Below are 13,875 nucleotides of genomic sequence, written 5' to 3' on the forward strand. Positions count from 1 at the left end.
TCTCCTATTGATTTCCTGGTGATTGCAGTTCCGGATAGGTCACCAAGTAAGCCTCAACAGCAGCCATTTCCGTCTCGAAGCGGCGCAGCAACGTCGCCAATACTTCATGCTGGCCGAATTTGCCGGCCTGTTCCATTTCCGCGCACAGCTCTCCCAGCGCCAGGGCGCCGACCGAGCGCGCCGAGGATTTCAGTCGGTGTGCCAGTTCGCCCATCTGTGCCGCCTGTCCTCGCTCGGCAACGGCCTTCAGCTCTTCGGCAGTCTTCATCGCGCCAAGGCGAAACTCGTGCAGAAAGTCGTTGATTACCGCCGGATCGTCGCCCACCAACGCTTTGAGCACGTTCACGTCCACCGGTTTCGTCACCGTCGCCGATGAAGGGGCTGAATCAGCCAAATTCGGGTCCGCTCCGGAATCGGCCGGCAGCCATTTCTCCAGTATGGCTTTCAGTTGCGCCAGTTGCACCGGTTTGCTCAAATAATCGTCCATGCCGAGGGCTTGGCAGCGGTCGGCTTCTCCTTTGAGTGCATTGGCGGTCAGCGCCACGATAGGGATGCGTTGGGCGTCCTGCTCCAAGTCACGGATGGCGGTGGCTAGCTCATATCCGTCCATTTTCGGCATGTGCAGGTCGGTGAGCAGCAGCGCGTAGTCGCCGCTCCGCCAGTTATCCAGCGCCTGGCGGCCGTTATCGACCACGTCGGCGGCAAACCCCAGTAGCGCGAGTTGGCGTAGGATCACTTTCTGGTTGGTTTCGTTATCCTCGGCCACCAGGATCAACCGACCCTGGCGTAGGGCCGCTGCGCGCGAGGGCGGGCTGAATTCCGCTTCAGACCTGCAGGGTGCGGTTGGTGCTAACTCGTCCTGTATCCGCCCGGCGGCGATGGCTACTGCCGTGAGCACGCCCAGTTGTGTCAGCACATTACTATCCACCTGCACAATGCCGGTGTCTTCCAGTCGCGGCTTGCGGCGCTGGCCGCGTTTAATCACCACGAAACGGATGTCTTGCGGCAAGCGAGCGATGGCGCGCAGTTCGTCCAAGGGCAGTGCCACGCTTCCGGCATCGAGAATCCACACCTCAACAGATGAGTGCTCGGACCTACCCCGGTCGCAGGCCGTCAGCATATTGGGCACTTGCTCGACCGTTGCGCCATAATGGGCAAGGTAAACAGCGATATCGCCGGCCATTCCTTGCGGGTCGCCGATCACCAGGCACGATAATCCGGCGATAGGCGATGCCTCGGCATCAGCTTTGGCGGGTAGCGGCACCAAGGGCAGGCGCACGCAGAAGGTGGTACCCTGGTCAGGTGCGCTCTGTACGGAGATTTCGCCGCCCATAAGATTGATCAGATGACGGGAAATGGCCAGCCCAAGTCCGGTACCGCCAAAGCGCCTTGTGGTTGAGGCGTCTGCCTGGGTGAACGGGGTGAACAAACCCGACTGGGTGGCGGCATTCATGCCAATGCCGTTGTCGGTAATGCGAAGTTCCACCACGATCCGGTCCGGGCCGTGTTCGACCAGTACTACACGCACCGATACCTGGCCGGCATGTTCGAGGCCGGAGGAAAACTTGATGGCGTTATTAATCAGGTTGATTAACACTTGACGCAAACGCCCCGCATCGCCGAACACCTTTGCCGGGAGTGCCGGATCGGTGAATAGGGTAAGTTCCACCTTTTTCTTCGCTGCAAGCCGATCCAGCATGGTACAGGCCTTTTCCACCACCTCGGCTACCGAAATCGGTACCTTTTCGAGCTCCAGCTTGCCGGCTTCGATCTTGGAAAAATCGAGAATGTCGTCGATGATATCCAGCAGAGCGTATGCCGATTCGCGTATCAGGTTGACCATTTCCACCTGATAACCCTTGAGGCTGCTCTGGTGCAGCACGTCGACCATGCCGATGACGCCGTTCATGGGTGTGCGGATCTCGTGGCTCATGGCGGCGAGAAAAGCGGATTTGGCTGTGTTGGCTTGTTGCGCTTCGTTCATGGCGGCGATGATTTGCAGTTCGGCTTGTTTGCGTGCCGTAATGTCTCGCACGATGCCGGTAAAGCGGCGCTGCTCGCCCAGTCGCATCTCGCTCAGCGCCAGTTCCAGCGAAAAGCTGCCGCCATCCTTGCGCCGCCCGGTGACTTCGCGTCCGCCGCCGCTGGCGCGGGCTTCATGCACACTGAGTTTGGAATCGGGCATCAGCATCGAGAGGTTCTGCCCGATGAGCTCGGTCGCGGAATAGCCGAACAGGCGTTCGGCCGCGGGATTGAAGGACTCGATGGTGCCAAGCTCGTCAATAGTGATAATACCGTCTACTACGGTTTCGTGAATCGCATGCAGGCGTGCGGCGCTGTCGCGCAACTGATCCGCGGCCTGTTTGCGCTCGGTAATGTCGCGCAGAAAGGCACTGAAAAAGACGGTATCGTCATGATGGATAGCCGTTATAGCCAGTTCGACCGGAAATTCGCTGCCATTCGCCCGTATGGCGGTCACTTCAACCTGTCGTCCCAGCAGCGAACCTTCCCCGGTTTTTAAAAAGCGCCCGAGTCCTTGCCAATGCGATGCGCGCAGAGTGGGTGGAATGATCAAGTCGGCCAGCGGTTTGCCCACTGCCTCCGCATGCGTATAGCCGAACATTTGTTCGGCTCTGGGGTTCCAGTCCAGCACCATTCCCTGCGTATCCATGCTGACGATGGCGTCCAGCGCCGCGTCCAGAACGGTTTGCAGGCGTTGCTCGTTGGCGCGCAGCGCCTGTTGGGCCATGTTCAGTTCCCGGTTTTTCTGAATGGCGGCTTCGTAGGTGGAGAGCAGCAGGGTGATGATCTGCAGGCGGTCATTGGAAATGAAATGCTGCTGACCGTTGAAGAATATTTTTACGCCTATGCCGATCTGCTCGGCTTGGTAGACTTCGCTATTAAGCAGTATAAGCTTGACCCGGTTAACCAGGTCGCTTTCGTCATAGGGTTTGAGGATAAAGCTGTCGGCACCGCATTCCAGGCCGCGAATCACGTCCTGTGAGTCGGATAGCGATGTCACCAGGATCACCGGCACACCCTTCAGGTTTTCGTCGGATTTGATCGACTTGCACAAGTCGTAGCCATCCATCTCCGGCATGACGACGTCGCTGACGACCAAATCCGGCTTGTGCGCTTGCGCCTCCGCCAGCGCGTGCCTACCGTTGGCGGCGGCGGTCACCCGATAGCCCTGCTGTTCGAGCAGATAGCGCAGTTGTTCGGCCTGGGTGGGACTGTCCTCGGCGATCAGGATGTTGATACTGTTGAGCGGGTTTGTTGTGGGTGTCATGGCCTAAGTTCCTCTTACTATTTGTGCATCGCCAAGTTTGCCAACACCGCGGCGATCTTGTCCGGCGCCAGTACATAGGAGGCAGCGCCGAGGCTAATGGCCTCGCCCGGCATGCCGTGTACCACGGAGCTTTCCTTATCCTGGGCAATGGTAATCGCGCCTTGCGTTTTCATCAATCCGAGCTCGACGGCGCCATCCTTGCCCATCCCCGTCAACAGAATACCGATTGCCCTTGCGCCGTAAGCGGCGGCCACCGAGCGAAATAGGTACGACACCGACGGACAATGGCCGTTCTCCGCATTATTCGCGATCAAGGCAATACGGCCGCTACTGTTTACCGCCGCCTGATAGCCGGTCGGCACGATGTAGGCCCGGCCCGGCAGCATGGCTTCACCGGACGCGGCCGCGCGAATCGGGAATCCGGTGGATTCGCTCAGCCATTCGACCAGTCCATCGGTAAAGCCTTGTGCGATATGCTGAACGACAATGACGGGCACGGACAAATCCCTGGGCAGCGCGGAGAATATCTGCTGCAATACCAGCGGTCCGCCGGTGGAGGTGCCTATGGCTACCAGCCGAATATCGTGCGGCAGGGAAACGACGCAGGGCGGCATCGCCGTTAAAATAACCTCATTGACCGTTTTTGCCTGTGCGCCGTGCCGCGTCCAGCGTCGGACGACCTTGATCTCAGCCATCAGCTTGACGGTCTGCACCAATTCCCTAGTGGTCGATGCATGATCCGGATGACCGATGCCGGCCGGCTTTTTGACGGCCGCCAGCGCACCGGCGTCCAGCGCCGCAAGCGTTGTGCTTATTCCATCCGTCAGCGCGGTGTCGGTTACGATGACTATGGGGGTGGGGAAAAGCTCCATAATAGCGCGTGTCGCGGCATAGCCGTCCATTTTCGGCATATTGACGTCCATGGTGATGACGTCGGGCTGTTGCTGCCTGACGGCTGCCAGCGCCTCCTCTCCGTTGCTGGCGGTACCGATGACCTGGATTTCCTGATCCGAGGCGAATAGATAGACCAGAAATTCGCGCACCGTGGGCGAATCCTCGACAACCAGCAACCTGATCGGGGGGCGGTTTTCCTGGTTCGATGGACGATTAGTCATCCTTCGGCTCCTTGCAGAATGTCAACCACGATCTGAAAACCACATTTCTATTCCGCAGCAGGCCCAACCTTCTGAATTCTCCTGGAGTTCGGGGCGCCGCAAGCTGCCGTTTCATGATTCTCAACATTTTATTCCCGTGTTCCTGGAGGATCGTAGCGTTTTATAGTTAAATCAGCCTGCGCACCACTTCCAGCAGGTTGCTCTGCTCGAAGCTGCGTTTGACGATATAGGCATTGGCGCCCACCTCGATGCCATGCTCGCGGTCTTCGCGCGATTCGAGGGCGGTAACCAGCACCACCGGCAGATCGGCCTGCTGTTTGTCGCCACGGATTTTTTTGGTCAGTTCGAAACCGTTCATGCGCGGCATGTCCACGTCGGACACCACCAAGTCGAATTTCTTGCTGCGCAACTGGGTCCAGCCGTCGATGCCGTCCACCGCCGTGCTGACCCGGTAGCCGGCCAGCTCGAGGATGCCTTTGATCAGGCTGCGTGCGGTGATCGAGTCTTCCACTACCAGCACGGATGATTCCTCGCCGGTTTTTTCCGTATCTGCCGCGGTCGTTAGCCGGGCTTTGCCGGCCGGCGCCAGCTGCGCGGATTTCATCAGGTCGGTGACATTGAGTATAGGTACGGCCTTGCCCGAACCCAGTATAGTCGCTGCCGCGACATTGCGTACCCGGGACAGTTGGCGGCCGAGGCTTTTGACCAGCACCTCCTGCTCGCCCAGCACTTCATCCACCACAAAGGCGATGCGCATTCCCGTCGCGGTTAGCACGACCACCTGATAAAGTCCGGTTTCGGCCTTTTGCCGGCATGGCACACCCAGCAGGTCGCCGAGCCATACCATTGACAACGTGGCCTGCTCGAGCCGAATGGTGGGGCGATTTTCCACGGTTTGTACGACATCTTCATGCACTCTGATGCTTTGCTCGACATTAGTGATCGGCAATACGAACAGCTGATCGTCCAGACGTACAATGATGCCGCGATAGGTGGTCAGCGTGAGCGGCAGCACGATACGGAAGGTGGTGCCGGCACCGGGGCGGGTTTCGACACGGACATCGCCTCCCAGTTTGTCCGCTTTCTCGCGCACGATGGCTAAACCAAGGCCACGCCCCGAGACTTCGGTAATGATTGGGCTGGTAGAAATCCCGGATTGGTACATCAATGCTAATGCAGCGTGCTCGTCCAGCCGGGACGCGGTATCCTGGTCCAGCAGGCCCAAGCGCTCGGCTGTGGCTTTCAGCTTGGCAATGTCTATCCCCACGCCGTCGTCCGATATTTTGATTTCCACCCGGTTGCCGCTGCGAGGCGCAATAGTTATGTCGATGTTACCGCGCGCGGGCTTGTCGCGGAGCCTCCGCTGCTCCGGTTTCTCGATGCCGTGGTCGACGCAATTGCGTAGCAGATGAATCAACGGGGCCTTGAATTCCTCCAGTATCCGGCGGTCGGCCTCGAGTTCGGCGCCATGGATTTCCAAATCGATTTCCTTGCCGCTGTCGCTGGCAAGATCGCTGACCAGCCTGGGGAGTATTTCCATTAAGGTCGAAAACGGCAGCATCAGGATATGCTTCATCCCCTCCAGCAGGTCGTCCACCATTTTTCCCAACAAACGCTGATCCTGGCGAGCTGATTTCTCCATGGCGTCCAGTTGATAGGTCAGGTCTTTCAGGAATACAGTATTCTGTTCGAGGTGTTCCAGCCATTGCGGCTGCGATGCCGTGGCACTATAAAAATCCGGGTGGCGCGTGCGGATGTTGGTCCATGATTTACTTCTGCTGGCGACCTGTGCCTGAATCTCGCTTAGGTCGCGAAGACGTTGCTCTGACAGCAGCTTGGCCGAAAGCAGCTCCTCCGCTTGCAGGAAAACCGCATCCAGTTTTTCGCTGGCCACTCTAACCGTTCCGATTTGCGGCGACTTTTCCTCCGGCAAGTTGCGGGATGTCGCCACGACGGTGGCGCTAGGCGAGGGCAGGGCGTCCGCCTCCGGTTGTGCCGTTATCGGTGTGTCCGCTGGCATTGCGGTCCGCGCTACTACCGGCTTTGGCTCGGTCTGCAACGCGGCAATTTGATCACCCAGGCGACGGATTTCCTGGTGCAGAGTGACGAACAGCGTGGCGGTCAGGGGAAGCTGTTTGCTTTTCATTGCAGCGAAGGTACTTTCCAGCGACTGACACGCGGCTTCGATTTGCGTGAGTTTCACCGAGCGGGCGGCGCCCTTCAGGCTGTGCGCTTCGCGGAAGATCGTCTCGACGATTTTGGCCTGCGTGACTTCGTCAGAGGCTTTCTCGAGTTCGGCGACGCCGGAAAACAGGGCGTCGAGATGTTCCTGCGCCTCGGTCATGAAGGTGGCGAGGAGTCGCTTGAGGAAGGCATGATTTGTGTCGGCCATCGGGTATCTCCCTAATTCTTCCCTACCAGCTGTTTCAGCCTGTCACCCATTTCATGCAAGTCCCGGGCGGCAATTTCGGCTTGCCGGGTGCCGGCCATGTTCTGGGCGCTGGCCTGTTTGATGTTTTCCATGGCCAGCGCCACCTGATCCATGCCCACCATCTGTTGCTGACTGGAAGCGGCGATCTGCAGCGCCGCCCGTGCCGCCGCCGAGATGTTGTCCGCCAGCAAACGGATGGCGTCACCCGCCGCCGCCGACTCCTGCACGCCCGCTTCCACCGCCTTGCCGTTTAGGTCGGTGGCCATCACAGCCGCTGTGGTGGCTTTCTGGATGTCGCTCAGGATTGCGCGCACCTGGGCAGTGGCCTGCTTGGACTGCTGGGCCAAACTCTTGATTTCCTGCGCTACCACGGTGAAGCCCTTGCCTTGCTCACCGGCCTTGGCCGCCTCGATAGCGGCATTGACCGCCAGCAGGTTGGATTGCTCGGCGAGGTCGTTGACGCTGGCGATTATCTCACCGATGGCCTGGCTCTGTTCGCTCAAGCGGGCGATGGCGTCGGCAGTGGCGGCGGTCTGTGCCCGAATACCGCCCATGCCATCGATCATCCGCTCCAACGCTTGCTGGCCGACCTGCACGGCTTGCGCAGTCTGCTGGGCGCTCTCGGAGACGTATCCGGCCTTCTGGCTGGCCAGCAGTACCGTCTGTTTTACTTCTTCCACCGTCGCGGTGGTCTCGCTCACGGCCGATGCGGTTTCCGCGGAGCCCGACGCCACTTGCGCCGTTGTGGTCAGAATTTCGCTGGAACTGGTGGCGAGCTGGTTGATGGTCTCGCGTAATTGGCGGTTGATGATGCGGGTGGTAAAAAACGCCAGAACTCCGCCTGTAATAATGACCGCCAACAGTAGCTGAGATGACAGAATCACCGCATGCCGGCCTGTTTCATTGGCTTCACTCATGTAGGATTGCGCTTTTTTTTCCGCGAAATCGCCCACTTCGGCCATTCCATGGTTAATTTGTGCGGTATAGGGGGTAAGTTCCTGCACGACAAATTGATCGGCTTTTTGGTAGTCCTCATTCACTAACAAATCGATTACTTCTCCCAGACGCCGCCGCCATTCCTCTACCAGGCCCTGCAGTTTGATGATATCGGATTTGTTACCTAAAAATCGCGCGTTGACCAAATCGAGGTTTTGCTCGATTTGTTTATCAAGTGTTTCGATCTCTTTGCGGGTTTCTTCTAGCGTGGAGGGCGACCTGGAGAGTAGTTGGTTGCGTATTTTGATTTGAATGTACTTAATGTCCGCATCGGCTTGCGATAGGCTGCGTGTTACTGTAAATGGATGAAAATGAAGGTTGTGCGTGGTATCCACCAAAGCTTGCATACTTTTGATGCCGGCGATGCCCATAATCGTTGTCAGCAGCAGCACGCCGGCAAAGCCAGCGCTCATACGTCTTCCAATTGTCCATTGCATGTTGTGCCCTCTATGCTGATTTATCTATTGCGATACAGTAGGTCAGAGCTTGTACTGCTCTACCATCTGTTTGAGTTTGACGCCAAGTTCGTGCAAGCTATGTGCGGCGGTTTCGGCCTGCCGGGTGCCGGCCATATTCTGGCTGCTGGCCTGCTTGATGTTGTCCATCGCCATCGCCACCTGGTCCATGCCCACCATTTGCTGTTGACTGGAAGCGGCGATCTGCAGCGCGGCTTGCGCCGCCGCGGAGATGTTGTCCGCCAGTAACTGGATGGCGGCACCCGCCGCCGCCGACTGCTGTACCCCCGCTTCCACCGCCTTGCCGTTCAGGTCGGTGGCCATTACCGCCGCGGTGGTGGCTTTCTGGATGTCGCTCAGGATCGCGCGCACCTGGCTAGTGGCCTGTTTGGACTGTAAGGCCAGGCTCTTGATCTCCTGCGCCACCACGCCGAAGCCCTTGCCCTGTTCGCCGACCTTGGCCGCTTCGATGGCTGCGTTGACCGCCAACAGGTTGGATTGCTCGGCGAGGTCGTTGACAGTGGCGATGATTTCTCCTATGGCCTGGCTCTGCTCGCTCAAGCGGGCGATGCTATCGGCGGTGGCGGCGGTCTGTGCCCGGATGTGTCCCATGCCGTCGATCATCTGCTCCAATGCCCGTTGCCCGCTCTGTCCGGCTTGCGCCATTTGTTGCGCGTTTTCTGAAACGTTCTTGGCCTTCTGGCTGGCCATCCGCACCGTCTGCTTGACTTCCTCCACCGTCGCCGTAGTCTCGCTCACCGCCGTCGCCGTTTCCGCGGAGCTCGACGCTGCCTGGGTGGTGGTCGCCAGAATCTGGCTGGCGGCAGACGTCAGGACATTGACGTTTTCAAGCATTTCCCGGGTGAGTTCGCGTAAATTGTTTACCATAACGGCAAAGGCATTTCCCAAGGTATCCTGCGCCGATTGCGGTTTTACCTGAACCCTGAGGTCGCCCGCGGCAATCTGTGTGGCGATGCTGGCCATTTCGCGCAGCGATCCAAGCATCAGCGAAAAAGCCCGCAACAGCGTCCCGATTTCGTCGGTTCGCTGGTTGGCGGCAATCGGAGTGGACACGTCGCCGGAAGCAATGCGATCGGCGATCTCCGTCATGTCCTTGAGTGGCCTGGAAATATGCCGGGTGAGCAACAGACCCAGTAGAATCACCAAGCCACTGGCCGACAAGGTTGCTAAGAGGGTGGAGTGGGTTGTGAAATCCGCACTAGCCCTAGCCTCTGCTTCGCGGTGCTTCAAATATTCTTTTTCTTGGTCGGCTATTTCCCGAAGGGCTATGCGTAAGTCGTCCATGAGTTTTTTGCCGAGATCCGATAGCACCACGGTATTTGCCGCTTCCAGCCCCTTGTTGCGACGCAGGTCTATGGTTTCCTTGAGTTCATTCAGCTTGTCGGCGATCAGAGGCCCGATTGCCTCCAGACGTTGCTGCTGGCTCTGATTGTCCTGGGTGAGTTGTTTGAGTTCCTGAATCTGTTTGTCCACTTTGCCTACCGCCGTCCGATAGGGGGCCAGATAGCGTTCTTCGCCAGTGATCAGGTAGCCGCGCTGGCCGGTTTCAGCATCCTTGAGTGTTGAAAGCAGTTCCGCCAGCTTGCCGAGCACTTGGTGGGAGTGGGTTAACCATTGCGCGGAATCGATGAGTTTTAAGGTATTTTGGTAGGAAATGCCGCCGACAACCATCAGAACCAGCAAAACGGAAAGAAACCCCATCCACAGTTTAGAACCGATCGATATTTTCATATCATTGTCTCCTTTTTCATAATGGGTTCCGGGTATCGAATCAGACATGCTGTTGTGCCTATTCGACATCTTCATGTACTACTATCCGGGCGTCCGCCAGTAGTTTCGCGGCATCCAGGATCACCAGTCGCTCCTTCGTGACCCCTTTCAGATAATCCTCGCGGATGCCGGTGAGAGTCGGCAAGCTGGGCTGAATGGTCTGCAGCGGGATATGACGCACGTCCACGATGGTGTCGGCCAGGATGCCGAACACCAAATCACCGTCGGACAAAATGATGACCTTGTTCAGGTCGGTCAAGCCGTTTGCCGGCAAATCGAAGAATTGCTTGATGTCGATTACCGACACTATTTGTCCGCGCACGTTAACGATGCCGGCCACAAACGCTGGGGTGCAGGGCAGTGGGGTGAGGTCCTTCAAGGGATAGACCTCGCGCACATGGACGGTCTCGATGGCGTAGGTCTCGTAGGCCAGGGTAAAGGTTACCACCTCGATCCGTTCCGTTAGCGCTTCTGCCGCAGATTCTTGTGCCAGTTCATGGGCCCTTGCCTTGAGAATGTCGGGCCAATGCTCTGGCAATCCGCTAGCAGTCGTTACGGCCGCATCCGCGGTTTTTCTGCTGGATATGACGTCCGGGTTTTTCATGTGGCGAGCTCCTGATCGGACATGCTGCGAATGATTTCTGCCATGCGGCCTACCGTCATGCCCTCCGACTCCGGCAGGATTTCCTCGGGCGGGCATGCCTTGAGCAGTAACAGTGTATTTTGAAAATGTTTGTCGGCCTGCTTGTGCTTGCCTTGTTGTCGACAGAGATTGCCTAGGCAGAAATGGGCGAGTACAAAATTCGGTTCCAGGTACAGCGTGCGGCGAAGTTCCTGCATGCCGTCGTCCGTTTGGCCCTGTTCCAGTAATACGACGGCCATCAGATAATGCCCAACCGGGTCGATTCTATTGTCTGCGATTGCCCGCATGCACCATTGCTGCGCAGTAACCAGGTCGCCCCGGTTAGCGTGGATTTTGGCGAGCAGGTGCATCGCCTGGGCTTGGTGCCGCCGGCTGTTGGCAGCTGTTGCGGCTTGCGCCGCCGCTTCGTCGTAGCGCCCTTGCAGGTAAAGCGCCAGGGCCAATTGATAATCCGACTGGGGCGGTTCGGGCGGCGGTATTTTGGCCGCGCTTTCCAGCGGCGGCCGCCTGGGTAACGCTGAGGTAATGGCGCTGGCGGATGTCTGATCGCTACGCTGGGACTGGACGAACGCTTCCGGCGTCGTGCTGCTCGCGGTGCCGGACGCGTTCTTGCGATGCAGTATGGCGCCGGGAAAATAAACGGTTTCCATGGAAGCCGGCATCGCCTGCGGGACATCGGTGGGGCTGGTCACCAGCCAGCCGCCGTCGACCAGCGACAGGCTGTGTCTGTGTATTACCCGGGCGGCCAGCGTGGGTTGAAAATACATCAGCACATTACGACAGAAGATGATGTCGATGGCGTTGGTATGGTTGGTTAAAGAGGGATAGTGGTCTTCCATCAGGTTGAGATAGGCAAAGGTCACCATTTGCCTCACCGCAGGAAGGATTTCGTAGCGTCCTTTTGCCGTTTGGCGGAAATAGTCGGTTTTTAGCCAGTCGGGGGCGTTGCGGAACGACCAATCGTTATAGACGGCGGATTCAGCTTTGGCCAAGGCCTGCGGATTGATGTCGGTGGCCAGGATGTCGATGCGCCATTGTTTGAAATCGGGAATCATCCGTTGCAACAGAATAGCTAGCGAATAGGCTTCCTCACCGCTGGCACAGCCCGCACTCCAAAATCTAAGCACTCGACCTGTCTGTCGGCGGGAGCGGATCACGACCGGGAGAATCCGAGTCTGTAGTGCGTCGAAAACTTGAGGGTCGCGGAAGAAATAGGTTTCCCCCACGGTCAGATGGCGGGCCAAAATTTCGATCCGGCGCCGATCCAGCGGAGTCGACAGCAGCCATTGCATGCAGTCCCCGGCGTCTTGCCGATCGAATTCCTGCGCCGCTGCCTCGATCCCGCGCTGCAGGTCGCACCAACGTTCCGGCGGGAAGTGCAGTCCTATTTGTTGGGCGAGGAATTCGCTGAAATGCTGCAGCAAGGGCTGCTGTCGGGTGGCTAGCGCATCCATGGTTAGTCGAGTTGCAGGGCGCGGTCTAGCGCGGCGGCTTCTTCTAGTGAAAGAAACCGCTTCAGGTCGTGGATCAGGATTATGCCGTCCTCAAGCCGGGCCACGCCTGCGACGTGCTCTATGCCGGGCACGATATTACCCGTCTCGGTGACGGCTTTCGGGGCGCATTCGATTACTCCTGCGACGTGGTCAACCAACACCACCAGCCGGCGGCCGGCGGCTTGAGCGACGATTAGTTGGTGGTCCGGCGTCAATTTTTTCTCCGGCAAGCGGAAGCGGCGTCGAATATCGACAACCGGCAACACGACACCCTTTACGTTGACGATACCCAGAACGATATCCGGCGCCCGCGGCAATGGCGTGATGGCAACGGCACGATATACCTTTTCCACCATGGAAAGCTCCAGGGCGCAGTTCCTATCATCTAATGTAAAGACCAGTAGCAACATCTCTTTTTCGTGCCTTTGGCGCGGTGAGTTGGCTCCAAGTATAGTTGGCAATAACCGCCAAGTTAAGTTAGGGTAACAAATTTTATCTCGGCTCTAGGCGTCTGGCCGAATCGCTGCAACCACCTTCAACCTGATTGCTTGGGCGCCTGGATTACCCGAAATTTGGAGAAACGATGCCAATCGCAGATTGCCATCCAGGCCGTATAAAAGTGAAATAGTCGGCGTTTAAACGGATTCAGCTCCAATAAAACCAGCGGGTAAACCCAATTGGTGAACGTTTCTGAATGGGTGGTTTTTTCCGGTTTACCGATAAATCAGGCCAAAAGCTGCCTGTTAGCCATGGTAAGAGGGCTAACCAATAATAACTGGCCATCAGGTCGGCATTGCTTCCATCAGGGTAGTCCTTTCCAACAAATTCATTACTATTTTGAGGTTTTAGGCCGGCACAGGCTAATTCCTTAGCGAATGCCAAAACCGAGCAAGAAAACTGTGCTGGAAAGTCTGCCGTCAAATCGGGAGAACTGCGCGATTCTAAGAGAAGAACCTTTAATCTGCGCGAGAACGCCGTTGCGTTTCAACGGGAATTGAATGGGCCGGTGCAAATCAAGGCGAACCGGTATCTCAGGTTGTGGGGCGAATTTAAGCGATCTAGACCAGCAAAGATAGTGCAACAAAGGCTAGAATTGCTCACGATGCCGCTTGAGAGAGCCTTTGATCTTCGTCTCATGGACGCAACAGAGAAAGCTAAGTGATTGCATGTTAATCCGATGCGCGGCATAACTAGCGGCATCGAACCCATTGTTGTCACGACGCAGGGTTTTTTGCTTATAAACTTAACAAGTTTCGTAACCAATCGAATTCATTGGTCGGGACGGCGGGATTCGAACCCACGACCCCTTGTCCCCCAGAAAAGTAAATGTTTATCCCACGCAGTTCCATAACGTCCAATCACTCAATTATAATCAATAAGTTAGGTTATTTTGTTGTCCCAGGCTGTCCCACATGATTTAATAAAAGCGCATAAATTTGTTGTACCGACTGTTGTACCGAGAAACTAGACAGGTGAATTATGGCGCTGAATAAATTAACCGATATGGAATACAAAAATCTTAAGGCTACAGACAAAGTACGCATGGTGCAAAACGGCGTGCAAAACTTTCCAGGGTCCTGGGTAAAAGAGCGTTGAAAAGTTTCCACCCCAGGTAGTTCAATGACCGGCTTTTTGCCGGAGAAACCTGGAGTGATAAAAATG

General features: G+C 57.1%; 10 protein-coding genes, 1 tRNA gene and 1 pseudogene. All 12 read right to left on the reverse strand.

Features of this window, described 5'->3' with window-relative positions; all coding sequences use genetic code 11:
• Positions 1-4: 4 nt before the first annotated feature.
• On the reverse strand, positions 5-3,289 hold the full coding sequence (locus tag M0R33_RS13695) for a response regulator (RefSeq protein ID WP_292570095.1): 3,285 nt from the start codon (positions 3,287-3,289) through the stop codon (positions 5-7).
• 17 nt (positions 3,290-3,306) lie between these two features.
• Complete coding sequence (cheB, locus tag M0R33_RS13700; protein WP_292570098.1) at positions 3,307-4,404, reverse strand: chemotaxis-specific protein-glutamate methyltransferase CheB; 1,098 nt, start codon at positions 4,402-4,404, stop codon at positions 3,307-3,309.
• A gap of 166 nt (positions 4,405-4,570) precedes the next feature.
• Positions 4,571-6,424: a response regulator gene (locus M0R33_RS13705; RefSeq protein WP_292570101.1), complete on the reverse strand. Its 1,854-nt coding sequence runs from the start codon at positions 6,422-6,424 to the stop codon at positions 4,571-4,573.
• Between the two features lie 114 nt (positions 6,425-6,538).
• Positions 6,539-6,796: pseudogene (locus M0R33_RS24425) on the reverse strand (Hpt domain-containing protein); the annotation flags it as partial.
• Positions 6,797-6,807: 11 nt separating this feature from the next.
• Positions 6,808-8,268 carry a methyl-accepting chemotaxis protein gene (locus tag M0R33_RS13715; protein ID WP_292570107.1) on the reverse strand — a complete coding sequence of 487 codons (1,461 nt, stop codon included), beginning with the start codon at positions 8,266-8,268 and terminating at the stop codon, positions 6,808-6,810.
• Positions 8,269-8,310: 42 nt separating this feature from the next.
• Positions 8,311-10,086, reverse strand: coding sequence for a CHASE3 domain-containing protein (locus tag M0R33_RS13720; RefSeq protein WP_292570110.1), 1,776 nt, complete (start codon positions 10,084-10,086; stop codon positions 8,311-8,313).
• A gap of 10 nt (positions 10,087-10,096) precedes the next feature.
• Entirely contained in the window at positions 10,097-10,681 is a 585-nt protein-coding gene (locus M0R33_RS13725; protein ID WP_292570113.1) for a chemotaxis protein CheW, read from the reverse strand.
• Positions 10,678-12,174: a CheR family methyltransferase gene (locus tag M0R33_RS13730; protein ID WP_292570116.1), complete on the reverse strand. Its 1,497-nt coding sequence runs from the start codon at positions 12,172-12,174 to the stop codon at positions 10,678-10,680. The genes M0R33_RS13725 and M0R33_RS13730 overlap by 4 nt, the downstream gene beginning before the upstream one ends.
• Before the next feature lie 2 nt (positions 12,175-12,176).
• The gene (locus tag M0R33_RS13735) at positions 12,177-12,623 is read right to left on the reverse strand and encodes a chemotaxis protein CheW (protein ID WP_292570119.1); all 447 of its coding nucleotides are present in this window, start codon (positions 12,621-12,623) and stop codon (positions 12,177-12,179) included.
• Positions 12,624-12,858: 235 nt separating this feature from the next.
• Positions 12,859-13,134 (reverse strand): hypothetical protein, encoded by a 276-nt coding sequence (locus tag M0R33_RS13740; protein ID WP_292570122.1) that lies wholly within the window; start codon positions 13,132-13,134, stop codon positions 12,859-12,861.
• Between the two features lie 352 nt (positions 13,135-13,486).
• Positions 13,487-13,571: transfer RNA gene (locus M0R33_RS13745), tRNA-Pro, on the reverse strand.
• 27 nt (positions 13,572-13,598) lie between these two features.
• Positions 13,599-13,875: hypothetical protein (locus M0R33_RS13750; RefSeq protein WP_292570125.1), on the reverse strand; the 277-nt coding region annotated here is incomplete at its 5' end.

The sequence above is a fragment of the Methylomonas sp. genome (assembly GCF_023228165.1).
Lineage (GTDB): Bacteria > Pseudomonadota > Gammaproteobacteria > Methylococcales > Methylomonadaceae > Methylomonas.